Raw genomic sequence first — 25,548 nt, forward strand, 5'->3', positions numbered from 1 at the left:
AGATGTTCCTGGTTTTATTTTTCATCGGGAAACAGGTCCTTGTCAAAGTATCCCTGCCGTTCATCAAATAAAATTTCATTCTCATCTTCATAGTTGTTGTTTTGCATCAGATTTTTAACAACAATTACATTATGAAGCAGCAATTTTTAGCGCTTAGTACTCTGTTATTATGCATCTTTTGCACAATAGAAACTAAAGCACAGCAGACTCCGGCTTTTCACATTGGAGTCAAGGGAGGGGCAAATTTTACAAAAACCTCAACGGAATCTTCTTCCTTGGAAGGGAAATACGGGTTCGGTTATCAGGCAGGAATAATGACAAGAGTGGATCTCGGAAAACTGTATGTGCAGGGAGAAGCTCTGTTCAACAAAAGAAAGACATCGTTCCAGTCCCAAGACGGAGGCTCTTCCAAACTTTCCTGGAACGCTATTGATATTCCTATGGTAGTAGGATATAAATTCATTAAAACCGAAGATTTTAATGTAAGAGCTTTCGCCGGAGGTGTCTACAGCTATGCCTTTAATAATAAATTATCCACTTCTCAGGCTCTTCAGGAAGGATTTAAAAAGTTTGACAAATCCAATATCGGAATTACGGGAGGTCTAGGATTAGATTATAAGAACTTCACGGTAGATTTGAGATATGAGACCGGTCTTACAAGCATCAGTAAAGAATTTAAGTCCAAACCCCACAGTTTTTCCCTTGGGATAGGTTATTTCCTGTTCTGAAAAACTTAAATTATCTTTACCATTAGAAACTGTTTTCCCTGCAGTTTCTAATTTTTTTATCAACCTATTTCCTGTTCCATGACAAAATCTTTTGTTTTAAAAGAATACATATTTACCTTTATTTTCTGGCTTGTACTGGCCATTGTATTGTGGTTTAATTTCCAGAGTACAACAGAAAGCTATCTGGCGATGACCCAGGCTGCAATTATTGCCGCATTTTCGTTTGCATTTACTCATTTTTTAACCAATAAGCTTTTGCCGAAAGCTCTCCGGGAAAAGAAAATGAAACTGTTTCTGGTGCAGCTGGTAATGGTTATTTTCATGCTTAGCCTGGTTTTCTCCGTTATATTCACATACCTTGAAGTGGAGCCCAAAGAGCAGCTTCCGGAAAATTTCAGAGATCAGCTGCCTTTTTTGTGGAAGGGCTTTTATATGTCCCTGCCTGCCTCATTCCTCATCAACGGAGCAGCCTGTGGTGTAAAATTTTACAATGAACATGGAAGAATAGAGCGAGATCATATTCTCCTTCAGCAGGCTCACCTGGAAAATCAGCTTAAACTTTTACAGGATCAGATCAATCCGCATGTAGTATTCAATATCCTGAATCATATCCATATTCTGATGAAAACGGATACCCAGCTTGCCGATTTTTTACTGATGAAATTTTCAGACATTCTGCGATACCAGCTGTATCACTGTAATCAGGCCATGGTTCCTCTGGATAAAGAAATTGAGTATCTCCAAAATCTTGTTGAGGTAGAAAAACTGAGGTGGGGAAATGAACTGGATGTAAAAGCCCAATGGCAAATCAATAACAGAAAAGCTTTTATTGCTCCATTACTTTTGGTCCCTTTTATAGAAAATGCATTTAAATACGTTTGCAGGCTTCCGGGACATAAAGGTTATGTGAAAATCTCCTGTAAAGAAAAAGACAATCAACTCTATTTTTATGTGGAAAATTCCTATTCGGATATGGCAACCTATAAAAAGAAGGACGGAACTGGTGGAATTGGCCTTCAAAATGTAAAAAAACGGTTGAAATTACAATATCCGGACTCCCATGATCTGAATATGGAATCGGATAATCACATCTTTAGAATAACATTAATACTAACACTATCTGACAGTTATGAGCTCTAATATTCCTAAAATGAAATGTCTTATTATTGATGATGAACCTCTGGCAAGATTTCATCTTAAAGAACTGGCTGATCAGATTGATTTTTTATCCGTTGAAGGAACCTGCGCAACAGCACTGGAAGCAGATACCAAAGTAAAAGAGAGTGAAATAGATCTTCTTTTCCTGGACATCAATATGCCTTATCTTACCGGCCTGGAGTTTCTGGAACAGCTTGAAAATCCTCCTTTATGTATCCTTACCACAGCTTATTCCGAATATGCTTTAGAAGGATTCCGGCTGCAAGTGGTGGATTATCTTTTAAAACCCATTGCCTTCAACAGATTTTATCAGGCTGTAAATAAGGCACAACAGCAATTTATCATCAGTGAAAAACTAAAAAAGAATACATCTCTTGATGATCCGTTCCTCTATGTAAGGCAGTCTGATACTTTCATTAAAGTTTCGTGGGTTGATATTCTGTACATTGAAAGCATGCAGAATTATACCAAGCTTCATTTTAAAGATAAATCATTGGTCATTCACCAGACGATGAAAGCGATTGAAGAATCACTTCCTTCGGATCATTTTTTCAGGATTCATAAATCATACCTCATCAATATTACCCATATTGATATGATCTCCGGCGGGCGTCTTTTCATTAATAAAACTGAATTACCTATTTCGCGTAACCGAAAGGAAGAATTACTTAATCAGGTAGTATATAAAAAGCTGATCAGTAAATAGAAAAATTGATAATATTAGAGGGAAGGCAGTAAAAGAATATTACTCCTTCCCTTTATTTTTTATGGCAGATTCCAGCGTAATGATACTGCTGCGTAAAATGTACTCGAAAATCTCGGATCAGCTATTTTTTTATCTCTGAAAATACTGCTTATTTTCCGGTCATTTTCACTAAAGCTCCGCAATATCGCTGTTCCTCCCGTGAGGCGCAACGTCAGTTTGTCATTGATTTTTAATTCCGGTCTGAGTCCTGCAGTGATCTGCTGATAACCCAGCAACATCGATTTTCCGTTTATATTTCTCTCTGCAGTCATTCCGTTCAGCTCTACAACGGCTTTTAAGGCAAATTTGTCCGAGAAAAGATATCCGGCTTCCATTCCTTCCGGGAAATTGATATTGAATTTAATTTTCCCGTTTGTTTTCCAGTCAAAATAAATCCACGGTAAAATCATAGGGACACCGAAAGCCGTGGTAAGTACCGGCCCGGCGCCTAAGGAAAGATTAGGATTAAAGTGCCTGATAAACAAAATACCTCCCTGCCCCAGCACATCATCAAAGTCTACCTTTTCAAGATCTGTATATACTCCTACAGACGCTGTCATCATCATGCTCCACTTTTTACCCAAAGGTCTCATATGCTGTATTCCGACCTGTGCATTCAGCATCTGATCCGGAAACAGCTGAGTTTCATAATTTTTGTGTGCCATCTTTGCGTAAGATCCGCTGAGCAGCATAGACCAGGCTCTTACTTTCCCATCGGTATCTTTTTTTACAGACAACGGAATGCTGAGGTTCAGATCTACTCTTTTAAAATCACTTTTAGAATTGGTCTTTGTACTGTCTTCTGGACGAATATAATTGGATGCCGGGATATATTCGGTTTTAAGCTCTGCGGAGAGTCCGGACTGTGCATTCACCCAATATCCTAATGGCAATATACAGCATAAAGCTGCCGAAAGGGTTCTTTTCATATTTTAAATTTTATGCAAAGAGAACCCTTTGGATATTTTTTACAAAAATTACTTGATTAAGTGTCCGGATTGTGTGACAACAGGATCAAATAGCAGGATTAGTTTCTGTGGAAGATTGTGTATTTAAACTTTCCTTTTTCTGGGTCTTAAAAATACGATATCCGAACCAAACTGCAATTAATGCCATTGCAGAACGGGTTACCACCATTGGAATTATAGAATCTGCTTCTAAAAAGCCCAGCAATGCTGACATTAAAAATGTAACCATCAATTGCATAAAGCCCAGTAATGCAGCAGCTGTTCCTCTTCCTTCTTTAAACGGAGACAGTGCATGGGCTGATGTAATCGGAAATAAAATACCAATAGCCAGCAATGAAAGATAAAGCATGGCGATCTCCAATGCTACGGATAAATTTTCTGCCGCAATAAGGATGTGAAGCGTACATACCACCAGTAAAATAACTGTAGCTGCAAATAAAAGTGTTGAATTGCTTATTCTTTTAATCAGCTTAGGTGTAATGTAGGCCGCGGTAATCAAAGCCAATGAATTAAAGGCAAATATAAAGCTGAATACACTGCTTGAGAAACCATGAATTTCCATGAATAGAAACGGAGCATTCGAGATATAAATGATCAGAGAAGCAAAAGCTATACTTCCTACCATGGTACTGCTGATAAAATCTTTATTGGAAATAATCATTTTCAGCTGATCTTTTAACTTTTTTTCATCCGCTGCTTCATCATCAGGAAAATTGATCCTGGTATTGGTTTCGGGTACATATTTATACACCATAAAAAAGGTTATAAGTCCCATTATGCATAAAAAGGCAAAAGAACTGTTCCATCCCCAGAATCTAAGGAATACACTCCCCAGTAATGGCGCAACAATAGGAGCGATACCACTGATCTGCGACTGCTGGGAAAAGATAGTGACTGCTTTGTGCTTGTCATACAGATCAATAATGATCGCTCTTCCTACAACAATTCCGGCACTCCCTCCAAACGCCTGCAGGAAACGCATTGCCCATAATACATAGATATCTGAAGTAAAATAGATGGCTGTAGCTCCTGTAATAAAAAGTAAAAGGCCGCAGTACAGCACAGGCTTCCGTCCTTTCTTATCAGATAAGGGCCCCCACAACAGCTGTCCAAAAGCAAATCCGGCAAAAAACACAGAAATGGATATCTGGATATGCCCGATATCGGTATTAAAAATCTTGGCCATATTAGGAAAAGCAGGAAGATAAAGATCTATACTTAATGACTCCAGCGTGTTGAGCAGTGCAAGAATAAACACTACAATATTCAAATTCTTCTTCATAAATAACGGTAAGCCTTACGGGCATTTTTTCAGCTGCAAAGTTGCTTTAAAAACAATCGCTTTTCAATAAAAGAACTGAAGGAAGTATAGGACAAACTGAAGATTCAAACTGAACAATAAATGAAAAATATCATTTTAAACTTATTGTTATAGTAAATACTGAAGATTACCTTTTTCATTATTCTTAAAACAATCGGGTGTCTGGCCGGTATGTTTCTTGAAAAATCGGGAAAAATATGAAGCATCATTAAAACCAAGTTTAAAAGCAATTTCCTTCACCGTAAGGGCTCCGAAGCTAAGCTCTCTTTTGGCTTCCAGGATGAGACGCTGGGAAATCATCTTTTTTACAGTTGTCCCTCTCAAAAGACGTACAATATCATTAAGATGATGGCTGCTTATTTTTAGCTGATCAGCATAGAAATCCGTTTCTTTATGCGCAATATAATTCCGTTCAATAAGTCCCACCAGTTCCTGAATACGCTGACGGTCATTCTGTAGAGGCTCCTGAGGAATAATCTGTTCCCCGATGATGATACAGAATGCTTTCAGATAAGCCTTCAAAAGTTCCGTCCTTGCTGTGGTTTTATATTCCTGTTCCATCAGGGAGATAATGGTGATGCAGGTCTTTTCATTTTCTGGGTTCAAAAGAAAGGGAAGCTCCCCTCCGTTGAGTACTGATTCTATCTCACATGCTTCATTGAAAATTTCTCTGCTTATAGCCATGGCATATCCTTCCTCTCCCGCCAGTTTCATATTGAAGGCCTGCCCCGGTGCAATGATACAGATTTGATTGTTTTCAAGTCTGTAGCTTTCAAAATCCAGTTCCAGCCGGCTGTTTTCAAATACTTCCCTGAACCAGATAATTTCAAAAAAATTATGCCGGTGCACATCATGGAAATTTTCAGGACCTGCTGCACTCAGGGTACTCATTTGAAACTCTTCAGAAGTCAGATGGTGAACCGGGATTTCTTTTTCAGACGTAATCATCACTAAAGTGTAAAATAATTAACTGGAAACAAAAACCACAGCAAAAAAAGCTGCGGTTTTCTTACAATATTTAAAATTAAATATAATTTTTCGGTTATTGGTTCAGGAAAGCATCCCATCCCTGGGCAGTAAGTGCTACCAGTTGATTAGATCCTCTGGCCACCATAAAGTTTCCTTCTTCTTTTTCTACAGCATGTCCTATAATGGTAAAGTCCGGATGATTTTTAATCTTATCAAAATCGTTGGGAGAGATCGTGAACAAAAGCTCATAATCTTCACCACCACTTAATGCCGTCATTACCGGATTCAGATTCATTTCATCCGCAGTAGAAATTGTAAGACTGTCCAGCGGAATTTTTTCTTCGTATAATCTGAAACCTACCTTAGACTGATCCGAAAGGTGGAGAATTTCGGAAGCTAAGCCATCAGAAATATCAATCATAGAAGTTGGTTTAATATCCAGTTCTTCCAGAATCTTTTTGACATCTGTTCTTGCTTCAGGTTTCAGCTGTCTTTCCAGAATATAATCATAACCTTCCATTTCAGGCTGCATATTCGGATCAGCAAGGAAAACGGCGTGTTCTCTTTCAAGAATCTGCAAGCCCATATACGCTCCGCCCAGATCTCCGGTTACTACAAGAAGATCATTTGGCTTCGCACCGCTTCTTTTACTATATTTTCTTCGTTTTCAATTCCTACAGCGGTAATACTCATGACCAATCCTGAATTGGAACTTGTGGTGTCCCCTCCGATCAGGTCGACTTTGTACCTTCCGCAAGCGGCCTGAATTCCTGAATAGATTTCCTCCAAAGCCTCCACCGGAAAACGGTTGGATACAGCAAGAGAAACCAGAATCTGCGTAGGAGTTGCATTCATAGCAGCGATATCGCTGAGGTTTACCACCACTGCCTTATATCCCAAATGTTTTAAAGGAACATAGCCCAGATTAAAATGTACCCCTTCTGCCAGTACATCTGTTGTAAGAACTACTTTTTTGCCGTCCGGATTAATGACTGCCGCATCATCTCCTACCCCAAGCTCTGAAGATTCATTGGATAACGGAAAATGCTCCGTCAAATGTTTAATTAGACCGAATTCTCCTAATTTTGAGATGGGTGTAAGTTCCTGTGATTTATCTTCAAACATGATTTTTTGTATTAATGTCCAATGTAAAAAGTACGAATGAATTTAAAATTGCTTCTCCAACATTGAACCTTGAATTTTAAACTTTGAATTATTGAGTAAGCTCTGCCGGGTCGATATTATGTGGGTGGAAAGGCAGCTTTTTAAAATCTTCTTTCGACAGCACCACTGTTTCCGGGCTCTTGTATTTATTCATTGCTTCCACTACATCATCCGGCGGAGTGGTCATTTTTCTAAGCATCATATCAATCCATACTCCTGTAGCTTCTGACGTTGCACAATGTACGCCATCCGGAGTATAGAACTTATGCAGGAAACGGTAGATAGAAGAGTCTTCTGAACATCCGTCTATTTCCACACTTACGATTACCGTCTGGTCTGCATAGATCTCTTTAAAGAAAGAATATCTCTCATGCAGGATCACCGGGCCGATCCCCCATCTGCTTAACTGGGTAACCCCCATTTTCTCTTTAGTCATAAAAGCCATTCTGGCTTGCGCACAATACTGTACATATGATGAATTGGCTAAGTGCTTGTTGGCATCAAGATCGCTCCATCGCACTTCAAATTTATGGTAGAAAATCATTTGAAAATCGTTTTTGGTCTCACTAAAATTATAATCTTCAAAAATACTCAAATAAGATGGTTTATAAAAATTGTACTTTTGAAAAAATAATCTTCCGCATAGGATTACATATACATGAAACAGATCATTATTATCGGAGGCGGTGCTGCAGGCTTTTTCTGTGCATCCAACCTTGACGAAAAGAAATATACAATTACGATTTTAGAACAGAATTCTGATGTCCTTCAGAAGGTTAAAATTTCGGAGGCGGACGCTGCAATGTAACTCATGCCTGTTTTGATCCAAGAGAGCTTGTTCAGTTTTATCCCCGTGGAAATAAAGAACTGCTGAGTGTTTTTACTAAATTCCAGCCCGGCGATACGATGGAATGGTTTGACCAGCGCAATGTTCCGTTAAAAATTGAAAGTGATAACAGGACTTTTCCGGAAAGCAATTCTTCTCAGACCATCATCAATACTTTTCTGAATGAAACACAAAAGAAAAATGTATCTGTAAAAACAAAATGTACGGTAAAAGAGATTGAGAAACAGGGTGAAAAATATAGGGTGAGAACCAATTCCGGGGATTTTGAGGCAGATTATATTGTGTATACTACCGGAAGTTCTCCAAAATCACTCAAAATTGTTGAAAATCTTGGACATAAGATTGTAGACCTTGTTCCTTCCCTTTTTACATTTAATATTAAAGATGAACTCCTGAAAGAGCTTCCGGGAACAAGCTTTGAAAATGCAGGAATTTCAATTCCGAAGCTGAAAACAGAAGAAAGCGGACCTTTGCTCATTACGCACTGGGGACTTTCAGGACCTGCTGTTCTGAAAATTTCTGCCTGGGAAGCGATAAGTCTTGCCAGGCTTCAATATAACTTTGAAATTGAAGTTAATTTTATTTCGAAAGAAATGGATGAGGCAGAAGATATCTTTCAGAAATTCAAACAAACCCATCCTAAAAAAACGGTCGCACAGTCTAAGATTTTTGATATTACCAACAGATTCTGGCAGAAGATTATAGAAATTTCAAAGGTTGATCTTAACAAACAGGTAGCCAATGTTTCCGGAAAGGAAATGCAGAAAATACTGGAAAATCTTTGCAGGAGAAAATTTCAGGTAACCGGAAAATCGACTTTCAAGGACGAGTTTGTAACAGCCGGAGGTGTTGATTTAAAGGAAATTAACTTCAAAAACATGTCTTCAAAACTGCTCCCTAATTTTTATATTGCCGGAGAGGTTTTGAATATCGATGCGGTGACCGGCGGGTTTAATTTCCAGGCTTGCTGGAGTGAAGGATGGCTCATTGCTCAGGATCTCAACAGCTTATAAAAAAGTATTATTTTTACGAAAAACTATAACCATGAAAAAAATTTTCGGTTCCTTTCTTTTATTCTGGCTCTTTTTAGGATATAGCCAGGAAAGAACAATTGTTTCTGACTGGACTTCACTTACCCAGGCCGTCAATATAGAGAATAAACCGAACTGGAACTTCCGCATCACTGCAAAAATCAGGAAAGAAAATGAGGATAATGGTTCCAATTGCGGACTGTGGTGCAGAATAGACAATAAAGATGAATCTACAGGTTTTTTTGAAAATCAATATTACGGAATCAAAGTAACCCATGAATGGAAAACATATGAAATAAAAGGGACCATCAGCCCCTCAGCAAAAACTATGAATATCGGTGCTTTTGCTCAAAACAACGGGGATTTTTATTTTGACGATTTCAAGCTGGAAGTCAATGACGGAAAATCAAAAAATGGATCGAAATTCCTTTGCAAAACTCAGGTTTTGAGAAAGATATTACAGCATCTGGTGGTTGGTTTGAAGGAATACATTTCCAGAGAGTAACGCACGTAAAGCACTTTACAATTGGAGCTTCAGATTATAAGCCATTCAGTGGTAGCAGATCATTGCTGATGAAAGGGCATGATATTATCGGTACAATGCCGCATGGAAAATTTATGGATGTTAACGGCATCAAATTATATTATGAGGTTTATGGAGAAGGTGAACCTGTACTTTTGCTTCATGGTAACGGCCAATCTATCAGTGCTTTTATGAACCAGAAGGATACATTTGCCAAAAAATATAAAGTCATTATCGTTGATTGCCGTGAACGTGGAAAATCTACTTACGATAAAACAAAAGAACTTACTTTTGATATTCAGACAGAAGATATTAAGCTGTTTTTAGAGAAACTCAACATCAAAAAAACAAAGATCCTGGGCTGGAGTGACGGCGGAATTCTTGCCTTGTCCATGGCAATGAAATACCCTCAGATGGTAGATAAAATAGCGTGCTCCGGAGCCAATATTTATCCGGAAGGAGTTAAAGATGATGAGCTGAAATCCATGAAGGAAATGCTTGCCAGCCTTATTAAAGAGAATAAGGATCATAAAAATGATATCCTTATTGATCTTTTGAATCTGGACCTGAAGTATCCGAACTGGAAGTATGAAGACCTGAATAAAATACAGTGTCCATCATTGATTATTGCAGGAGATAAAGACATTATAAAAACAGAACATACCGTAAAAATAGCAGAATCAATTCCCCATGGGCAATTGGCTATTATTCCTAATTCAGGCCATTTTGTTCCTGAGGAAAAACCGGAACTGTTCAATGAATTAGTCATTGATTTCTTTGAAAATAAATAACGTCAATATTCAGATTTAAACAGACAATGCTCTCTGCCAAAAGAAATATCTCTGCTTTCTTTAAAATCCTTCTTATTGCAGGATTTGTATATTTCTTTTGGCTGATGTTGGGAATTACCTTAGAATATATCCCATTTAATCCCGAAGTCAGTTTTCTGATGATTAAACAGACGGAAGTATCAGCAAGACCGGAATATCTTACATTGTTCTATACGCATGTTTATACAAGTATTTTTGTACTTCTTTCAGGTTTTCTGGCCATTCTCAGAAAAGATTTTGGACTGAAAACTTTCACCGGAATACCGGAAAAGTGTATATTCTTCTTATTCTGATCTTTGCTGCACCCTCGGGAATTTATATGGGGCTCTTTGCCAATGGGGGCTTTTTATCAAAAACTTCTTTTGTCATATTAGGCTTTTTATGGTGGTTTTCAACATACAAGGCCTATCAGCTGGCAAAACAAAAGAAATTTAAAGAACACGAACAATGGATGTGGCGGAGTTTTGCCTTTACATTATCTGCCATTACCCTGAGAATGTGGAAAGTAATTATTGTATATTTATTTCATCCCAACCCCATGGATGTTTATCAGGTTATCGCATGGCTGGGCTGGATTCCCAACATCCTCATTATTGAATATTTAATCACAAAAAAACATATATGAAAATTGTAAAGTACACTCTTATTTCTTTACTGGCAGTTTCTTTGGTAAGCTGCAAAAAAGAAGCAAAAACCAATGAGTCCGGAAAGGATTCTCTGACCGCAAAGAAAGATTCTGTTGTTGTTCCTGAAGTACACAAAGAATATTACGGAATTTATACCGGAGAATTTGCCGGAATGGAAAAGGTAGTTGACGAAACAGACGGCTCGGAATATGATGTTGATAATTACAAAAGAATTTCTTTAAAAATCAACAGAATTACCAAGGACAGTGTTTACGGGCAAAGTATCGTGAATGGCAATCAGCGCCCGTTCAGAGGGGTTTTCAATGAAGCTACGGCATCTTTTGTGCTTGATGAACCGGGAAATGACAAAACAGACGGAAGATTTGAAGTAAAACTGAAAGGAGACAGCTTAACCGGAAAATGGAATGCATTCGATAAAACATCCGTTAAAGCCCCTTTAAAAACCCTGAAACTGATTAAAAAAGAGTTTGTTTACAATCCCAACTTTATGCTGGATAAGGATTCTGATCTGGTAGACTGGTCAAATTCTAAAGAGTTCACCGAAAAATATACAGATGAGGAAACCGGTAAAACAGAAAGCTATAAAACAACTAAAAACCGTTTCGCTTCCGAAGCCATATTCAAGCTGAATGCATCCAAGCAGAAATTAACTGAAAAAGATCTTAAAAACTTAAGAAAGCTTGATCTTGAAATTATCAAAAATTCTGTATTTGCAAGACATGGCTACTCCTTCAAAAAGAAACCTACAGAAATTTCTTTGAGCAGACAGATTGGTATATCCCTGTCTCTAATAATGTAGACAATGATCTTTCTCCTCTTGAAAAGGAAAATGTGGCGTTACTGAACCGCTTTACCAAATATGCTGAGGATAAGTATGACAGTTTTGGAAGATAGGTGCCGGACTGCAGGCGTTAGGGATTAGGGGCCGAGGTTACGCCACCATTGTTTGCCATCCTTACGAAAATATAGAGAATCAGGCAGCCTATGGTATAGCACAGATTATCAATCCATGAAAAAGAATTTCCGATCACAATATACATCAGGCTTCCAGGACGGAAGCCTAGTTTTTCTGCCATATGAAAATACTGTGCAGATTCTACTAAAAATGAAAAAATCAAAATTCCAGAAATCAGCTTCTGATCATTTACTTTTACAAAACTCCTGACAAAAGTATAAAGGAGCATCACCACAATGACATCTCCGAGATATGCCCTCACGAAGAAAATATGGCTTAGTTTGGTGGCAATCAATACTTCTACCAGAAAAATAAAGATTGTGATAAGGAAATATTTCAGACTGAATTGTAATTTCATTTTAAACCGGGTTTAAGACATAAAAAATTGATATTCCCGGAAATCTCTGTCTGTTGCACTTTATTGATCAGGCTAATCATTTATAAAAGACAAAATATTATCATTCAACAATATACAAAAACAAAATGTACCGCTAAAAAATATTTTACAAATAAAGGATTTATTTGTATCATCAATTCATTTTTTTGATATTTTTACAGCCTTAAAAATTAAACCATGAAAAAAACTTATTTACTTCTGCCAATCTTCTTTTTGGCTTCATGTTCAAGCAGCAATGATGAAACAGATTCATCCAACAATAATGGGAATAACAATGGCAACAATAATTCCGGCACTCCTGTCTTAATCTCGAAACTTACTGTAGATGGAGATACATCCGTATTCACATATAATGGTTCAAAAATTTCTCAGGTTAAAAATATTAATACTGGAGAAGTTTCCACTTATACATATACCGGAGATTTAATAACGGAAGAATTAACCACGGGAGGAAGCTCAACCTTTAAAGTAAATTATACTTATGATGGAAGCGGAAGATTAATTAAAAAAGTGAGTGTACAACATATGCTTGTTAATGGATACACCGCAACAGATGAATATAATTATGCCTATACTTCCAATACTACTTTAAAAATAACTTATACCAAGACTGTTGCAGGAAATTTCACAGGATCTCCTTCTGTAACAACAGGAACTAAAAATGCGACATTAAATGCAGATGGTTCATTAAATAGTTGGACAGAAACGGCCTCAATCCCTATTCCTGGTACTTCTGGTTTTAATTCTGCTACCGGTATTTTGAAGCCTATTGTATATGATACAAAGAATTCTCCACATAAAAATATAACAGGATATCTAAAGATTATTGATACTGAAGATGAAAATGGATCTTCTCACAATATTTTAAGTTATAGTGATAAACTGGATCTTAACAATGGTTCTGGAGGGGCTATGTGGGGAATATTTAAGTCCACTTATGAATATAATACAAGTAACTATCCTACCAAAAATGTCAGAGTTTATTATGACAAGACATCCACTAACGTAACAAGCAGTGAGGTTATTACATACGAATACAATCACTTATAATACAGAAGAGCGCTCAGGCGCTCTTTTTTATTTTCTTTAGTTCACAGATTTTATTTTTCACACACTATAGAATTATGCAGATAATTTCGTATATTTGAGTTGAATCAAAACTAAAATATCATGAAAAAATCAAACATTCAGAAAAGAAAACTAACCAAAAACGAATTGAAAGACATTAATGGGGGCAACGGCCCTATTGTATGTCCTGAAGGGCTTTGCGACAGAGGTGACGGTGAATATGTAATCGGGCCTGTAGGAAGAAACGGCTATTGCTGTTAATATCCGCTAACTTTGTTAGATATAGAATAAGGATTGAGGCAACTCCTCAATCTTTTTTTATAAAACTCTATTTCAAACAAAACATAACATTTTGACTCACAATATTTTGAACATACTAAAATAACTTGTAAATTAGCTTTTACCAAATTAAAATTATTATGAAAAATTCAAAAAATCAGAAAAGAAAGCTTAGTAAAAATGAGCTGAAAGAGATCAGCGGAGGAGCCAACAGACCGATCTGCCCAAGAGTGATAAGCTGTACAGATCCGGATACCGGAGAAGAGCGATATGGAGTTCCGGGCATGCAGGACGGATTCTGCTGCTAGTAAAATAAGACTAAAAAAATGATTGGATTAGCCTCCAATCATTTTTTTATGGCGTTGAGCTTCATTAAAGCTTCAATCGGTGTTAAAGTATTGATATCTATTTTCGTCAGTTCTTCACGAATATTCTCCAGAACAGGGTCATCCAACTGGAAGAATGAAAGCTGCATGTTTTCCTCAGTTACCCTCTTGATGCTCTCTGAAGTACCTCCATTACCCTGAGTTCTGCTGGCTTCAAGTGTTTTAAGAATTTCATTCGCTCTGTTAACTACTTTGGCAGGCATACCCGCCAGTTTTGCCACATGAATACCGAAACTGTGCTCACTTCCTCCCGGAACCAGCTTTCTCAGGAAGATGATATTTCCTTTGTTTTCCTGGATAGAAACGTGGAAATTTTTCACTCTTTCGAAATTCACAGTCATTTCATTCAGTTCATGATAATGTGTTGCAAATAAAGTCTTTGCCTGCGTTGGATGCTGATGAAGGTATTCTGCAATCGCCCATGCAATGGAAACCCCGTCATAAGTGGAAGTTCCACGCCCGATTTCATCCAATAAAATAAGGCTTCGCTCGGAGATATTATTCAGAATATTCGCAGCTTCATTCATTTCTACCATAAAAGTAGATTCACCCGCAGAAATATTATCGGTAGCTCCTACTCTTGTAAAAATCTTATCCAGCATCCCAATTTCAGCATATTTTGCCGGTACAAAACTTCCGATCTGTGCCAGAAGGCATACAATCGCTGTCTGGCGTAGAATTGCTGACTTACCGGCCATATTTGGTCCCGTTACCATAATGATCTGCTGGGAATCCTTATCAGGAAGATATCATTCGGAATGTATTTTTCACCTAAGGGAAGTGCGTTTTCTATGATCGGATGCCTTGCTTCTTTCAGATCGATTGCATAGCCATCATTCAGCACAGGCTTTGTATAGCTTTCAGAAACAGCCAGTTCAGACAATCCTGATGCCACATCAAGCTGAGCAATAATGTTGGAGTTCCCCTGGATCTGATCAATATAAACCATGGTTTCTCCACATACATTTCTGTACAGTGAAGCTTCGAGAACGCCTATTTTTTCTTCGGCTCCCAGAATCTGGTTTTCGTATTCCTTCAATTCTTCGGTGATATATCTTTCAGCATTCACCAGGGTTTGCTTTCTCACCCAGTCATCTGGAACTTTATCTTTATGAGTATTCCGAACTTCAATATAATATCCGAAAACGTTGTTAAAATCAATTTTAAGGCTGGTAATTCCTGTCCTTTCAATTTCCCTCTGGCACATTTCATCCAGGAAGCCACGGCCTTTACTCTGAAGGTTTCTCAATCTGTCCAGCTCTTCAGACACGCCTTCTTTGATGATATTTCCTTTCGCTATACTTACCGGAAGCTCTTCATTAAGATGATTCTGCAGGAATTTAATCAATTCTTCAAGGTCAAACAGAGGTTCTAACCATGCCAGTACACCTGCATGAGGGTGCAATAACGCTTTGATTTTATGGATATTAATCAAACTTTGCCGTAAATACCCAAGTTCTTTCGGAGAAATTTTTTCTGCCGCCAGTTTTCCCATCAGCCTGTCCAGATCCGAAATCGATTTCAGAAGCTGACAGATCTCATATTTCAGATGATCATTTTCATTTAAAAAATCAATCAGGGAAAGTCTTCTCATGATCTCATCCACAGATTTTAAAGGAAGAATAATTCTTCTTCTCAAAAGCCTTCCGCCCATTGGCGTAGACGTTTTATCAATAATATCCAATAATGATTTCCCCTGTGGATTGCTTGGATACACGATTTCCAGGTTTCTCAGGGTAAAATTATCCATCATCAGGTAATCTTCCTGAGGAATGATCTGAAGTTTAGTAATATGGGAAAGCAGGTTGTGATGGGTATCTTCCACGAGATAGGCAAAAATAGCACCAGCTGCCGTAATCGCTAACGGAAGGTTTTCTACCCCAAAACCTTTTAGGGAATTGGTTTTAAAGTGATTCGTTAATTTTTCGTAGGCAAAATTATATTGGAAGGCCCAGTCCTCAAGCTTAAAAGCATTTTTATTTTTGATCTGTTCCGGAATCTGTGTGCTTCTCTGGAAGATAATCTCACTCGGATCAAAAGTATTGACGATATGCAACAGCTTTTCCAGGGCTCCTTCACTTACCAGAAACTCTCCTGTAGAGATATCTACTAAAGCAATTCCGTATTTCTCTTTTTCTTTATGTAATGAAAGAAGAAAATTATTCTTTTTTGAATTTAATACCTGGTCATTGAAAGTAACGCCGGGAGTAACAAGCTCTGTTACACCTCTTTTTACAATTCCTTTCACCATTTTAGGATCCTCCAGCTGATCACAGATCGCCACACGCATTCCTGCCCTCACCAGTTTGGGAAGGTAAGAATCTATGGAATGATGCGGGAAACCTGCCAGCTCCACACTTCCTTCGCCGTTATTTCTTTTGGTAAGAACAATGCCCAGGATCTGGGATGTTTTCACTGCATCCTGCCCGAAAGTTTCATAAAAGTCCCCTACCCTGAAAAGCAAAAGCGCATCCGGATATTTACCCTTGATGGTATTGTACTGCGTCATTAGCGGGGTTTCTTTCTTTGATTTTGCCATAGTAAAAAATGAGCCCCAAATTTAAAAAATAAATTCAGGGTAAGAGAATTGTTTAAGGGTTAATCTTCCCTGTTTTTCTTAATCAGTAATTAATCGTATTTTCACCGTCAAATCACATTATTTATGGAATTTCCTGTTTTAGAGACAGAAAGACTTATCTTGCGACAGCTTACTTTCAATGACATCCAGGACCTTTTCGAGTATTTTTCTCTGGATGAAGTCATGGAATATTATGATCTGGACACTTTCAAAACGCCTGATGATTCACGCCGCATTATTGAACATTTTAACAGTGAGTTTGAAAAAGGAAAAGGATTCAGGTGGGCTCTGGAGCTGAAATCCAGTGGAAAAGTCATTGGTACATGCGGCTATCACAACTGGTACAGGGAGCATTTCAGGGCAGAGGTCGGCTATGAGCTTAATCCAAAATTCTGGCAGCAGTCCTATATGAAAGAAGCTCTTCTTCCCATTCTGACCTATGGATTTGAAACGATGAGACTTCACCGTGTAGACGCATTCATTGATCCGTCCAATATTTCTTCTGACAGACTGTTGTCTTCTTTAAATTTCAGTAAAGAAGGAACGTTGAAAGATTATTTTTTTGAAAAAGGAAAATTCGTTGATGCAACGATCTTTGGGCTGATTAATAAATAAGCTGAAAGCACGAAGCTGGGAGATGGAAGTTTCAATTGGTCATTTAGGTAATCATTATCCTTTGAATAAAAATGAAAACCATTAATACTAAGCTGCAAAGAGTCTTCCAGCTTCCCGCCTCCTTCACCAGCCTTTCTTATTTTCCTGTTTTCATATATTTCTCCAAAGCTTCGGAACTTTTTTTATAGGCCCATTTCTGCTTGTAATTTACCCATTTGGCTTTGAAAAGTTTTCGCATCAGCTTGTCTGTGTATCTCATAATGAAAACATGATACAGCATATTGGCAAAAACGTTTGGCTTATTCGGAAGTGCTCTTAAAGAAAGAGAAAAACCAGGCTCAAGGTATCTGTTGAAATGCCAGAACGCCCCCGGAATAAAAAGAGCATCACCATGTTCCATGAAAATCTCATATCCTTTGGCATATTTCAACGCGGGGAACTTTTCATAATCCGGGTTTTCATAATCAAGTTCGTAAATAGTATGAACAGATAAGGGAACTTTATATAAAAACGGGGACTGTTTCTGATCAAAAAGCAGGATTCTTTTCTTTCCTTCAAAGTGAATATGCATAAAATCACCCAGATCTACATCATAATGCATTAAAACATGGGCTTCGCTTCCTCCGAAAAATAAAGTTGGAAGTCTTTTAAAAAACTTCATCCCAAGATCCGGATATGTGAAATTTTTCAGCAGCTCGGGAAGCCTGTCAGTAATGATATAGAAAAAGATACGAAGGTCTGAAGGTTTGCTTTTTATGGTATCAATATATTCCTTCATGCTCATATGAGTGACCGGAGCATCAGAACTTTTAGAGGCATCGGCAGGTTTATTATCATACAACGGAACTTCCTGATCACCTGCTTTTTCTCTGATATATGCCAGATTCCATTTGTCAAAGGCATCCCAGCGGCTGGCAAAATTTTTAATCAAAAGAGGCTTCTGCTTTTTGAAATAATTCTTCTGAAAATCTTCTTTACTGATATCAGTTACAATATCTACGTTTTCGAGGATCATGTACTTTGTATTTAATGCGAAATAAAAATAGTGTTTTTTTGAAACCTGAGAAAATTAAGATTAGGAGAGAAGATGGAAGATGGATGCAGGAAGTTTCTATTTGCCCGCAAACCTCTGTACATCATTTCATAAAAAGATTTTACGGAAAACTCAAACCTCCTCTTCGGCTTCAAGAAGATCCTTCTTCCAGCTTCAGACTTCCTTACTTTATTGGCAGAGCTCGGATGAAAAATTTATATTTGTGGTAATAAGTAAATTTATGAGAGTCTATAATACCAAACATTTCCTTAAAATCCTTTTCAGCCTGCACAAAAGCGATACCCTGAAAATTCTTTTCCCGAGTATGCTTCTTGTAGGATTGTACTCATGGGGAATTCAGTATCTGGAGGTAGAATATCTCCATCTTACTTCAAAATCAGGAATCAGCAATGTGGGGATGATTCACTCTCTGCTGGGCTTTGTTCTTTCTCTTTTGCTGGTTTTCAGAACAAATACGGCTTATGACAGATGGTGGGAAGGCAGAAAACTTTGGGGTAAACTGGTCAATGATACCAGAAATTTTGCAATAAAAATCAATACCATTCTTGGTGATAACCGTCAGGATGCTGAGCAGATTGCAAGATATCTGAAATTCTTTCCTCACTTTTTAGCCAAACACCTTTCCAAGGAATCTACAAGACTTGCCCTGGACGAAGATTATTCTGAAATTGAAAGCTCTTTAAAAAATCATGGCCCGAGTGAAATGATTATTCTGTTAAGCCATAAATTAAATCAATTAAAAAAAGAAGGGAAAATATCTGATGTTGAAATGCTGTATCTGGATACCCAGCTTTCAGGGTTTCTGGATGTATGCGGAGGCTGTGAGCGAATCAAAAACACCCCGATTCCTTATTCCTACTCTTCTTTCATCAAGAAATTTATTATCCTGTACGTTTTTGCCCTGCCCATTGCTTACGTGATCACCATTGGTCTTTTCATGATTCCGCTTACCGTTTTCGTATATTATGTATTGATGAGTCTTGAACTCATTGCTGAAGAAATTGAAGATCCTTTCAATAATGATGAAAATGATATTCCTATGGAAACATTAGCTCAGAATATTGAGAAGAATGTGCATCAGATTATGATCAGAAAATAAAGAAATCAAGCTTTTAAAGCTTGATTTCTTTCAGTTCGCCGTCCTGCTTTATTTCTACAAATTTGCTTTCCCTGTTGGCTGCAGAATATCCGTAGAAAAATGTACTGTATATCGGGGTTGAATACAGATAGGCTCCGTAGCCGTTATAAGCATCTGAAGTTCCTGTCTGTTGCTGGTAACTTGCTGTTGCTGTAAAATTGACGATGGTTTCAAGATAATATTTCCCCGGCTTCAGCTTTTCGAATTTAAACCTTCCGTGATCATCTGTTAAAGCTTCTACTCTGTATTTAAAAGCTTCTTCAGACATATATACCGTAGTTTTTTTATTTTCATACTTCCTTCTCATGTCGTAAAATTCCTGAAAATAAGGCGTTACGGGAAAAAGCATAACAACAGTTCCTTTGGGTGCATAATGCTTTTCTCCAAGCAACGGCTTAATACCCCAGTTGTTTTTTTGTTTTGTGGAAGCCACACCTTCAATGGTAGAATTCCCAAACCCAAGCATTTCCCTTGCCAGTTTTTTATCAAAAAAAGCCTGAGGATAATAGGTGTTTTGTGCTTCCAGGTAAATAAATCCCCACATTAATATGAATAAGGTGAATAATTTTTTCATAGTATATTTTTGAGTCAAATATAAGTATTTTACTATTTTTGAAATAAAAATAGCTATGAAGTACATGTTTCTATTATTTTTTCCGCTTCTGCCCTCATTATGGCACAGAAACCCTGCGGATATAAAGACGGATTGCAGGAGGGATCCTGTAAAGAATTTTATGAAAACGGACAGGTCAAAAATGTAGTGGAATGGAAAAAAGGAAAACTGGACGGCGATGCTGTTTTTTATTATGATAATGGAAAAATACAGTCCAAAGGCGAATACAAAAAAGGATTCAAGGTAAAAGAATGGTCCTATTTTGACAAAAATGGCGTTCTCACATCTAAGGAAGCTTTCAGGAATGGAGAAAAGAATATTTATGATAACAGCCTTACCGCTACTTTTTATTCTCCTGCCGGTAAAATAACTGAAATTTCGAATTATAAATTCAATAAATTACAGGGAGAAAGCAAAACCTTTCATGAAGACGGAAAATCAATAAAAGACATTGGCCAGTATGACAACGGTCTTGCTACTGGAAAATGGAAAGTATTCTACCCGTCAGGGAAATTACAGCGTGAAACTGAATTTGCCGATGACAAAAGAAATGGCACCCGGGTTCATTACCGTGAAGACGGAAGCATAGAAAAGACAGAGGTCTACAAAGACGGAAAATTAATCTCAACAAAATAATACAATTGGTACAGAAACTAAAACTGGAAGAACTTAACAGAATAGATGTAGAAACATTTAAGAAGGTTGAAAAAATTCCGTTGGTCATCATTTTAGATAATATCAGAAGTATGCACAATGTAGGTGCAGCCTTCAGAACGGCAGATGCATTTTTAATTGAAAAAATAATCCTTTGCGGAATTACGCCGCAGCCGCCCCACCGCGAGATCCATAAAGCAGCATTAGGCGCTACTGAAAGTGTAGACTGGTCTCACGAAACAGATACCAATACCGCTATTGCCGATCTGAAAAGCAATGGCTACGAAATCATTGGAATTGAGCAGACTACCGGCAGCCAGCTTATTACTGATTTTACAATTGACAGGTCAAAAAAATATGCCTTGATTTTAGGAAATGAAGTAGAGGGGATCAGTGATGATGTTCTTCCTAATATTGATGTGTTTTTAGAGATTCCCCAGCTTGGAACGAAGCATTCTCTTAATGTAAGTGTATGCGGCGGAATTGTAATGTGGGAATTTGCAAAAGCTTTAAAATAAAAAAACTGCATATGTCCTTAGTAGACAGTGCAGTTTGAAATAAATCTAATAAAAGTAAAAATGAAAGGCGACAAAGGTACTTTATTTTTCTTTACAAACAAATTTTGACGGCACTTTTTTTGTTTCATCTTAAAAAAAGTCGGGTTTTCAGAAAAAGTTTCATTTAATTTTTTATAAATTAGCACAATGTTTATCAAGGACTATATCTCAAAAGACTTTCCGTGTTTTAGCCTGTCTGACTCCATAGAGTCGGCCAGAAATATATTGGAAGATTTTGGATATTCCCATGTTTTCATCAAAAAATCCCACCACTTCTATGGTGCTATTGCCATGGACTTTCTGTATGAGGAGGAAGGGGGAACACTGAAAGATCTGGAACATCAGATAGAGCGTTTTGCCATTCTGGAGGACAGCAATATCATGGATAGTATCCGCCTGTTTTATACATTCAGTTCCAATGTAATTCCGGTGATCAATAAAAATGAAAAATACCTGGGATATATTACCTGTGAAGATGTTTTTCAGGACCTTTCCCGTTATCCTCTGTTTTCGGAAACAGGAGCCATTCTTACCGTAGAAACTCCCGCCAGAAAATATTCTATGACGGAAATCACCAATATCGTGGAAAGCAACAACTCGAAGTTTTACGGTGGGTTTATAAGCTTTATGTCTGAAGAAGTGGTCCAGATCACCATAAAGATCAGCAATGAAAACCTGGCCTCGATAGACGCTACTTTTGACCGGTACGATTACAGAATTGTTGAAAAATACTATTCTGATGAGAAATCCGATCTGTTTAAAGACCGATTCGGGTTTTTACAAAAATTCATAGAAATATAACATGAAGGCAGCCATATATTCTCAGAAAAAAGATCTTGATACTTTTTTATATTTAAGCAAGTTTATCTCTGAACTTGAAGCAAGAGGTGTAAAATCTGTTCTGTATGATGAAATGGCTGAGGCTCTTCAGTTTTCAAAAATATTCGAAACTTTTAACTGCAAACAGGATCTTCTGGACAAGGAAGTGGATCTGTTCTTCACTTTCGGTGGTGACGGAACCATTGTAAACTCTTTAACCTTTATTGAAGATCTTGAAATTCCGGTAGTGGGAGTAAATACAGGACGTCTTGGTTTTTTAGCCTTTTTCACTAAAGAAGAAGTATTTAAAGAGCTGGATTCCATCTTAAAAGGAGATGTAAAAACAAGCCGCCGTTCGGTAATAGAAGTTGTTTCTCCCAAGCTTGAAGGGTCTTTTCCCTATGCATTGAACGACGTTACCGTTTCCCGAAAAGAAACCACATCCATGATCACCGTAGATTCGTACATCAACGATGAATTTCTGAATGTATTCTGGGGTGACGGCGTGATCATTTCAACACCTACAGGCTCTACCGCCTACTCTCTGAGCTGCGGCGGACCAATTATCTCTCCTAACAACGAAAACTTTGTCATTACTCCTATTGCACCTCACAATCTGAATGTGAGGCCTCTGGTTGTAAATGATAAGGTAGAAATAAAATTCAGGGTGGAAAGCCGGGTGCCTCAGTACTCACTTTCCTTGGACTCCCGACTGATCCATATAGAAACGGATAAAGAAATCATTATCAAAAAGCAAAATTCCAACTTCTTCTGGTACAGCCCAACAGTTTAAGTTTCTACGAAACCATCCGTCAGAAGCTACTTTGGGGAAGAGATAAAAGAAATTAGCAATTTCTTAAAAATGATTACCTTTACACGAAATTAAAAACACCTAATAAATTTATACTAAAAAGTAAAACATGAGCAGAATTTTTCCGGCAGGAGTTGCCACAGGTCAGTTAGTTACTGATATCTTTCAGTATGCTAAAGAAAACAAATTTGCATTACCTGCAGTAAACGTAATTGGATCAAGCAACATAAACGCTACGATGGAAACTGCAGCGAAATTAAACGCTCCTGTCATTATTCAGTTTTCAAATGGTGGAGCTTCTTTCAACGCAGGAAAAGGATTAAGCAATGACGGACAGAAGTCTGCTATCCTAGGAGCTATCGCTGGAGCAAAACATATTCATACGCTTGCGGAAGCTTACGGAGCAACTGTAATTCTACACACAGACCACTGTGCAAAAAAATTACTTCCTTGGATTGACGGCTTGATGGATGCTAATGAAGAATTCTTCAAGCAGACAGGAAAATCCCTTTATTCTTCCCACATGTTAGACCTTTCTGAAGAGCCTTTAGAAGAAAATCTTGAAATTTCTGCTAAATATTTTGAAAGAATGGCTAAGCTACAGATGACTCTTGAGGTAGAAATCGGAGTTACCGGAGGTGAAGAAGACGGTGTTGACAACTCAGACGTTGATAACTCAAAATTATATACTCAGCCTGAAGACGTAGCTTATACGTACGAAAAATTAAAAGCTATTTCTGATAACTTTACAATTGCTGCTGCTTTCGGTAACGTACACGGAGTTTACAAGCCAGGAAACGTAGTTCTTACGCCAAAAATCCTTGACAATTCCCAGAAATATGTTCAGGAAAAATTCGGAACGGCTGCTAAACCGATCAACTTCGTATTCCACGGAGGTTCAGGATCTACTTTAGAAGAGATCAGAGAAGCTATCGATTACGGAGTAATCAAAATGAACATTGATACTGACCTTCAGTTTGCATACACAGAAGGAATCAGAGATTATATGATCAACAATATTGAATATTTAAGAGCTCAGATCGGAAACCCTGAAGGAGAAGAGAAACCTAACAAAAAATTCTATGATCCAAGAGTTTGGGTAAGAAAAGGTGAAGATACATTCTCTGCAAGATTGGTGAAAGCATTTGAAGATTTAAATAACGTAAATACTTTAAAATAAGAACTGTACAATTGTATCAATGTAAAAATATTCATACGAAATAGATTTACATTGGTACATTTTACATTTATACATTAATACAAACAAAAATGGCATTCGACTGGTTTAAAAGAAAAGCAAAAAACATTACCACTTCTACTGATGAGAAAAAGGACGTTCCCAAAGGCCTGTGGCATCAGACTCCATCCGGAAAAGTAGTGGAACATGATGAACTAAAGAGAAATAACTACGTTTCTCCTGAAGACGGATTTCATGTGAGAATAGGAAGTGCAGAATTTTTTGACATCCTTTTTGACGGTGGTAAATTTACCGAACTGGATGCCAATGTTGAGAGTATTGATATCTTAAACTTCAAAGATACAAAGCCTTACAAAGACCGTCTGAAAGAGGTGAAAGCTAAAACAAAGCTTACAGATTCTATCAGAAACGCAGTAGGAACTGTAAAAGGAACTGAAATGGTAGTTTCGTGTATGGATTTTGCTTTCATCGGTGGATCTTTGGGTTCTGTAATGGGAGAAAAGATCAGAAGAGCAGTAGATTACTGTATCGCACACAAACTTCCGTATATGATTATCTGTCAGTCCGGAGGAGCAAGAATGCAGGAAGCCACTTACTCTCTGATGCAATTGGCAAAGGTTCAGGCTAAATTAGCTCAGCTTTCTGAAGCAGGACTTTTATACATCGCTTACCTTTGTGACCCTACATTCGGAGGAATCACAGCTTCCTTCGCTATGACTGCTGATATTATTATGGCAGAGCCTGGAGCGCTGATCGGCTTCGCAGGACCAAGAGTAATCCGTGAAACAATTGGTAGAGACTTACCGGAAGGATTCCAGACATCAGAATTCTTGCAGGAAAAAGGATTTGTAGATTTCATCGTAAAAAGAACTGAAATTCAGGATACGGTTGCCAAAACAGTTAATTTATTAGCTGTAAAAGCATAGTATCTGTAACAAAAACAATACAATCTCTCTCTAATTAGGGAGAGATTTTTATTTATGAGGACTTTTAAGATATTTTTCAATACCATCAGGAGTATGAGTTTTAAAAAGATTATGCGTCTTTTATCACTTATCCTTCCCCATCCTCTTTTCGCTTTACTAAGTTTTTATGCAACAGTAAAAGCATTCACCATTGCACAGAAAAAATTCCCTGAAACAGCTTCCAATAACGGGATTGGAAATGCTTTCAGGCATGCTCTCTGGTGCTGCTTCATTATGATGTACTGCTGTAAGATTTCTTCCCCTAAAAAAGCGCTCGATTTTTGTAAAAGGATCACAGACATGCATGAAGAGCTGTTCCCGAATGAACCCCTGGAAACCAAAATGGATCTTCATAACAACAAAATCGGAATGGATTATTTCATGGAACTTTTACCGGGAATTCACCGCCAGTTTTTTGAAAAAAGCTTCTTTGTAGACGCATTAATCAAAAAAATGGATGATGCTAAAGTTCTTAAAAAACTAGATGACAATTTTGAGGGGTATCTTGTTTATATGGAAGAATAACTGTT

The 25,548-nt window shown here is 37.6% G+C and carries 27 protein-coding genes and 4 pseudogenes; 21 read left to right on the plus strand and 10 right to left on the minus strand.

Features of this window, described 5'->3' with window-relative positions; translation table 11 throughout:
* Positions 1-14 precede the first annotated feature (14 nt).
* Positions 15-143, minus strand: coding sequence for a hypothetical protein (locus OWR28_RS23195; protein ID WP_332388702.1), 129 nt, complete (start codon positions 141-143; stop codon positions 15-17).
* Between OWR28_RS23195 and OWR28_RS23200 the strand changes: the two genes are divergently transcribed.
* The 3 genes from OWR28_RS23200 (at position 132) to OWR28_RS23210 (ending at position 2,592) form a co-directional block, all read left to right on the plus strand.
* A complete protein-coding gene (locus tag OWR28_RS23200; protein WP_332388703.1) occupies positions 132-728 on the plus strand; it encodes a porin family protein in 597 nt (198 codons plus the stop codon). The two genes, OWR28_RS23195 and OWR28_RS23200, sit on opposite strands and share 12 nt — an antisense overlap.
* 78 nt (positions 729-806) lie before the next feature.
* The gene (locus OWR28_RS23205) at positions 807-1,868 is read left to right on the plus strand and encodes a sensor histidine kinase (protein WP_332388704.1); all 1,062 of its coding nucleotides are present in this window, start codon (positions 807-809) and stop codon (positions 1,866-1,868) included.
* Positions 1,858-2,592, plus strand: coding sequence for a LytR/AlgR family response regulator transcription factor (locus tag OWR28_RS23210; RefSeq protein ID WP_332388705.1), 735 nt, complete (start codon positions 1,858-1,860; stop codon positions 2,590-2,592). The genes OWR28_RS23205 and OWR28_RS23210 overlap by 11 nt, the downstream gene beginning before the upstream one ends.
* A 59-nt stretch (positions 2,593-2,651) precedes the next feature.
* Here OWR28_RS23210 and OWR28_RS23215 read toward each other — a convergent pair whose 3' ends face one another.
* The 5 genes and pseudogenes from OWR28_RS23215 to OWR28_RS23235 all read right to left on the minus strand — a co-directional run bounded on the left by OWR28_RS23215 (position 2,652) and on the right by OWR28_RS23235 (position 7,597).
* Entirely contained in the window at positions 2,652-3,560 is a 909-nt protein-coding gene (locus OWR28_RS23215) for a DUF6268 family outer membrane beta-barrel protein (protein WP_332388706.1), read from the minus strand.
* An 85-nt stretch (positions 3,561-3,645) separates the two neighbouring features.
* Positions 3,646-4,881: a multidrug effflux MFS transporter gene (locus OWR28_RS23220; protein WP_332388708.1), complete on the minus strand. Its 1,236-nt coding sequence runs from the start codon at positions 4,879-4,881 to the stop codon at positions 3,646-3,648.
* 147 nt (positions 4,882-5,028) lie between these two features.
* Positions 5,029-5,868 carry a helix-turn-helix domain-containing protein gene (locus tag OWR28_RS23225; RefSeq protein WP_332388709.1) on the minus strand — a complete coding sequence of 280 codons (840 nt, stop codon included), beginning with the start codon at positions 5,866-5,868 and terminating at the stop codon, positions 5,029-5,031.
* A 94-nt stretch (positions 5,869-5,962) separates the two neighbouring features.
* Positions 5,963-7,014: pseudogene (thiL, locus tag OWR28_RS23230) on the minus strand (thiamine-phosphate kinase).
* Between the two features lie 88 nt (positions 7,015-7,102).
* The gene (locus OWR28_RS23235; RefSeq protein WP_041462010.1) at positions 7,103-7,597 is read right to left on the minus strand and encodes an acyl-CoA thioesterase; all 495 of its coding nucleotides are present in this window, start codon (positions 7,595-7,597) and stop codon (positions 7,103-7,105) included.
* A 114-nt stretch (positions 7,598-7,711) separates the two neighbouring features.
* On the opposite strand from OWR28_RS23235, the pseudogene OWR28_RS23240 reads away from it, so the two are divergent.
* The 6 genes and pseudogenes from OWR28_RS23240 (at position 7,712) to OWR28_RS23260 (ending at position 11,730) form a co-directional block, all read left to right on the plus strand.
* Positions 7,712-8,913: pseudogene (locus tag OWR28_RS23240) on the plus strand (BaiN/RdsA family NAD(P)/FAD-dependent oxidoreductase).
* 31 nt (positions 8,914-8,944) lie between these two features.
* Positions 8,945-9,436, plus strand: coding sequence for a hypothetical protein (locus OWR28_RS23245; RefSeq protein ID WP_332388710.1), 492 nt, complete (start codon positions 8,945-8,947; stop codon positions 9,434-9,436).
* Entirely contained in the window at positions 9,361-10,245 is an 885-nt protein-coding gene (locus tag OWR28_RS23250) for an alpha/beta hydrolase (RefSeq protein WP_332388711.1), read from the plus strand. The genes OWR28_RS23245 and OWR28_RS23250 overlap by 76 nt, the downstream gene beginning before the upstream one ends.
* A gap of 26 nt (positions 10,246-10,271) precedes the next feature.
* Positions 10,272-10,577: a hypothetical protein gene (locus OWR28_RS27335; protein WP_494168518.1), complete on the plus strand. Its 306-nt coding sequence runs from the start codon at positions 10,272-10,274 to the stop codon at positions 10,575-10,577.
* The gene (locus OWR28_RS23255; RefSeq protein WP_494168519.1) at positions 10,556-10,909 is read left to right on the plus strand and encodes a DUF2306 domain-containing protein; all 354 of its coding nucleotides are present in this window, start codon (positions 10,556-10,558) and stop codon (positions 10,907-10,909) included. The genes OWR28_RS27335 and OWR28_RS23255 overlap by 22 nt, the downstream gene beginning before the upstream one ends.
* Complete coding sequence (locus tag OWR28_RS23260) at positions 10,906-11,730, plus strand: YARHG domain-containing protein (RefSeq protein WP_332388712.1); 825 nt, start codon at positions 10,906-10,908, stop codon at positions 11,728-11,730. The genes OWR28_RS23255 and OWR28_RS23260 overlap by 4 nt, the downstream gene beginning before the upstream one ends.
* A 112-nt stretch (positions 11,731-11,842) precedes the next feature.
* On the opposite strand, the gene OWR28_RS23265 is transcribed toward OWR28_RS23260, so the two are convergent.
* Positions 11,843-12,244: a ribosomal maturation YjgA family protein gene (locus OWR28_RS23265; protein ID WP_332388713.1), complete on the minus strand. Its 402-nt coding sequence runs from the start codon at positions 12,242-12,244 to the stop codon at positions 11,843-11,845.
* A 216-nt stretch (positions 12,245-12,460) separates the two neighbouring features.
* Here OWR28_RS23265 and OWR28_RS23270 point away from each other — a divergent pair, with 216 nt between their 5' ends.
* The 3 genes from OWR28_RS23270 to OWR28_RS23280 all read left to right on the plus strand — a co-directional run bounded on the left by OWR28_RS23270 (position 12,461) and on the right by OWR28_RS23280 (position 13,938).
* Entirely contained in the window at positions 12,461-13,333 is an 873-nt protein-coding gene (locus OWR28_RS23270) for a hypothetical protein (RefSeq protein ID WP_332388714.1), read from the plus strand.
* Between the two features lie 120 nt (positions 13,334-13,453).
* Positions 13,454-13,612, plus strand: a complete 159-nt coding sequence (locus OWR28_RS23275; protein ID WP_332388715.1) for a class IIb bacteriocin, lactobin A/cerein 7B family — start codon at positions 13,454-13,456, stop codon at positions 13,610-13,612.
* Positions 13,613-13,770: 158 nt separating this feature from the next.
* Complete coding sequence (locus OWR28_RS23280) at positions 13,771-13,938, plus strand: bacteriocin (RefSeq protein ID WP_002982158.1); 168 nt, start codon at positions 13,771-13,773, stop codon at positions 13,936-13,938.
* A gap of 38 nt (positions 13,939-13,976) precedes the next feature.
* Here the strand turns inward: OWR28_RS23280 and mutS are convergent.
* Positions 13,977-16,555, minus strand: a pseudogene (gene mutS / locus OWR28_RS23285) (DNA mismatch repair protein MutS).
* Positions 16,556-16,678: 123 nt separating this feature from the next.
* Here mutS and OWR28_RS23290 point away from each other — a divergent pair.
* Positions 16,679-17,209 (plus strand): GNAT family N-acetyltransferase, encoded by a 531-nt coding sequence (locus OWR28_RS23290; protein ID WP_332388716.1) that lies wholly within the window; start codon positions 16,679-16,681, stop codon positions 17,207-17,209.
* Between the two features lie 136 nt (positions 17,210-17,345).
* Here the strand turns inward: OWR28_RS23290 and OWR28_RS23295 are convergent, their stop codons facing one another.
* A complete protein-coding gene (locus OWR28_RS23295) occupies positions 17,346-18,224 on the minus strand; it encodes a cupin-like domain-containing protein (protein ID WP_332388717.1) in 879 nt (292 codons plus the stop codon).
* Between the two features lie 259 nt (positions 18,225-18,483).
* On the opposite strand from OWR28_RS23295, the gene OWR28_RS23300 reads away from it, so the two are divergent.
* On the plus strand, positions 18,484-19,362 hold the full coding sequence (locus tag OWR28_RS23300; RefSeq protein WP_332388718.1) for a bestrophin family ion channel: 879 nt from the start codon (positions 18,484-18,486) through the stop codon (positions 19,360-19,362).
* Positions 19,363-19,375: 13 nt separating this feature from the next.
* On the opposite strand, the gene OWR28_RS23305 is transcribed toward OWR28_RS23300, so the two are convergent.
* A complete protein-coding gene (locus OWR28_RS23305; protein ID WP_041462008.1) occupies positions 19,376-19,975 on the minus strand; it encodes a hypothetical protein in 600 nt (199 codons plus the stop codon).
* A 99-nt stretch (positions 19,976-20,074) separates the two neighbouring features.
* On the opposite strand from OWR28_RS23305, the gene OWR28_RS23310 reads away from it, so the two are divergent.
* The 7 genes and pseudogenes from OWR28_RS23310 to OWR28_RS23340 all read left to right on the plus strand — a co-directional run bounded on the left by OWR28_RS23310 (position 20,075) and on the right by OWR28_RS23340 (position 25,543).
* Positions 20,075-20,650, plus strand: a complete 576-nt coding sequence (locus OWR28_RS23310) for a toxin-antitoxin system YwqK family antitoxin (RefSeq protein ID WP_332388719.1) — start codon at positions 20,075-20,077, stop codon at positions 20,648-20,650.
* A gap of 5 nt (positions 20,651-20,655) precedes the next feature.
* Entirely contained in the window at positions 20,656-21,186 is a 531-nt protein-coding gene (locus OWR28_RS23315) for an RNA methyltransferase (protein WP_332388720.1), read from the plus strand.
* Between the two features lie 186 nt (positions 21,187-21,372).
* On the plus strand, positions 21,373-22,026 hold the full coding sequence (locus tag OWR28_RS23320; protein WP_332388721.1) for a CBS domain-containing protein: 654 nt from the start codon (positions 21,373-21,375) through the stop codon (positions 22,024-22,026).
* 1 nt (position 22,027) lies between these two features.
* Positions 22,028-22,893, plus strand: a pseudogene (locus OWR28_RS23325) (NAD kinase).
* A gap of 71 nt (positions 22,894-22,964) precedes the next feature.
* Entirely contained in the window at positions 22,965-24,035 is a 1,071-nt protein-coding gene (fbaA, locus tag OWR28_RS23330; protein ID WP_332388722.1) for a class II fructose-bisphosphate aldolase, read from the plus strand.
* An 89-nt stretch (positions 24,036-24,124) separates the two neighbouring features.
* Positions 24,125-24,979, plus strand: a complete 855-nt coding sequence (gene accD / locus OWR28_RS23335; protein WP_002982142.1) for an acetyl-CoA carboxylase, carboxyltransferase subunit beta — start codon at positions 24,125-24,127, stop codon at positions 24,977-24,979.
* Between the two features lie 54 nt (positions 24,980-25,033).
* On the plus strand, positions 25,034-25,543 hold the full coding sequence (locus tag OWR28_RS23340; protein WP_332388723.1) for a DUF6973 domain-containing protein: 510 nt from the start codon (positions 25,034-25,036) through the stop codon (positions 25,541-25,543).
* The last annotated feature ends 5 nt before the right edge of the window (positions 25,544-25,548 follow it).

It is taken from the genome of Chryseobacterium sp. 1B4, assembly GCF_036631475.1.
Classification (GTDB): domain Bacteria; phylum Bacteroidota; class Bacteroidia; order Flavobacteriales; family Weeksellaceae; genus Chryseobacterium.

Bases quoted from the DNA above. Each gene is read 5' to 3' on its own strand.
- OWR28_RS23220 (WP_332388708.1), bottom strand. From the start codon at position 4,881: ATGAAGAAGAATTTGAATATTGTAGTGTTTATTCTTGCACTGCTCAAC.
- OWR28_RS23270 (WP_332388714.1), top strand. From the start codon at position 12,461: ATGAAAAAAACTTATTTACTTCTGCCAATCTTCTTTTTGGCTTCATGT.
- OWR28_RS23215 (WP_332388706.1), bottom strand. From the start codon at position 3,560: ATGAAAAGAACCCTTTCGGCAGCTTTATGCTGTATATTGCCATTAGGA.
- OWR28_RS23300 (WP_332388718.1), top strand. From the start codon at position 18,484: ATGAGAGTCTATAATACCAAACATTTCCTTAAAATCCTTTTCAGCCTG.
- OWR28_RS27335 (WP_494168518.1), top strand. From the start codon at position 10,272: ATGCTCTCTGCCAAAAGAAATATCTCTGCTTTCTTTAAAATCCTTCTT.
- OWR28_RS23235 (WP_041462010.1), bottom strand. From the start codon at position 7,597: ATGATTTTCTACCATAAATTTGAAGTGCGATGGAGCGATCTTGATGCC.
- OWR28_RS23320 (WP_332388721.1), top strand. From the start codon at position 21,373: ATGTTTATCAAGGACTATATCTCAAAAGACTTTCCGTGTTTTAGCCTG.
- OWR28_RS23205 (WP_332388704.1), top strand. From the start codon at position 807: ATGACAAAATCTTTTGTTTTAAAAGAATACATATTTACCTTTATTTTC.
- OWR28_RS23210 (WP_332388705.1), top strand. From the start codon at position 1,858: ATGAGCTCTAATATTCCTAAAATGAAATGTCTTATTATTGATGATGAA.
- OWR28_RS23225 (WP_332388709.1), bottom strand. From the start codon at position 5,868: ATGATTACGTCTGAAAAAGAAATCCCGGTTCACCATCTGACTTCTGAA.
- OWR28_RS23295 (WP_332388717.1), bottom strand. From the start codon at position 18,224: ATGATCCTCGAAAACGTAGATATTGTAACTGATATCAGTAAAGAAGAT.
- OWR28_RS23340 (WP_332388723.1), top strand. From the start codon at position 25,034: ATGAGGACTTTTAAGATATTTTTCAATACCATCAGGAGTATGAGTTTT.
- fbaA (WP_332388722.1), top strand. From the start codon at position 22,965: ATGAGCAGAATTTTTCCGGCAGGAGTTGCCACAGGTCAGTTAGTTACT.
- OWR28_RS23275 (WP_332388715.1), top strand. From the start codon at position 13,454: ATGAAAAAATCAAACATTCAGAAAAGAAAACTAACCAAAAACGAATTG.
- OWR28_RS23305 (WP_041462008.1), bottom strand. From the start codon at position 19,975: ATGAAAAAATTATTCACCTTATTCATATTAATGTGGGGATTTATTTAC.
- OWR28_RS23290 (WP_332388716.1), top strand. From the start codon at position 16,679: ATGGAATTTCCTGTTTTAGAGACAGAAAGACTTATCTTGCGACAGCTT.
- OWR28_RS23245 (WP_332388710.1), top strand. From the start codon at position 8,945: ATGAAAAAAATTTTCGGTTCCTTTCTTTTATTCTGGCTCTTTTTAGGA.
- OWR28_RS23265 (WP_332388713.1), bottom strand. From the start codon at position 12,244: ATGAAATTACAATTCAGTCTGAAATATTTCCTTATCACAATCTTTATT.
- accD (WP_002982142.1), top strand. From the start codon at position 24,125: ATGGCATTCGACTGGTTTAAAAGAAAAGCAAAAAACATTACCACTTCT.
- OWR28_RS23260 (WP_332388712.1), top strand. From the start codon at position 10,906: ATGAAAATTGTAAAGTACACTCTTATTTCTTTACTGGCAGTTTCTTTG.
- OWR28_RS23280 (WP_002982158.1), top strand. From the start codon at position 13,771: ATGAAAAATTCAAAAAATCAGAAAAGAAAGCTTAGTAAAAATGAGCTG.
- OWR28_RS23200 (WP_332388703.1), top strand. From the start codon at position 132: ATGAAGCAGCAATTTTTAGCGCTTAGTACTCTGTTATTATGCATCTTT.
- OWR28_RS23310 (WP_332388719.1), top strand. From the start codon at position 20,075: ATGGCACAGAAACCCTGCGGATATAAAGACGGATTGCAGGAGGGATCC.